Genomic DNA, 257 nt, shown 5'->3' with positions numbered 1-257 from the left:
GGCACGCAGCCCGGTGCGAAATTACAGGTGGTGCGATGAGCGACCGACACATGCCGATCGGCGAAGAAGACCTGCACGCGTACGTGGATGGCACGTTGTCCGACGAACGCCGCGTCGAGGTGGAGCGCGCGCTCGAACAGAGTCCCGAGTTGGCCACGCGCGTCAGCGATTACTTCTCGCTGATTAACATGTTCCATGAACGCTATGACCGCGTGCTGAGCGAGCCCGTGCCCAAGCGCCTGCAAGCGCCTTCGGCC

General features: G+C 63.4%; 1 protein-coding gene. It reads left to right on the top strand.

Annotated features, from left to right (window positions below; all coding sequences use genetic code 11):
* Nucleotides 1-35: 35 nt before the first annotated feature.
* A partial coding sequence (locus SB764_RS42260; RefSeq protein ID WP_410867073.1) for an anti-sigma factor family protein occupies nucleotides 36-257 on the top strand: 222 nt, incomplete at its 3' end.

The organism is Paraburkholderia sp. SIMBA_027, from assembly GCF_046535315.1.
Classification (GTDB): domain Bacteria; phylum Pseudomonadota; class Gammaproteobacteria; order Burkholderiales; family Burkholderiaceae; genus Paraburkholderia; species Paraburkholderia tropica.
Note: the sequence above shows the minus strand (reverse complement) of the source record. Positions and strands in the feature narration are given on the sequence as shown.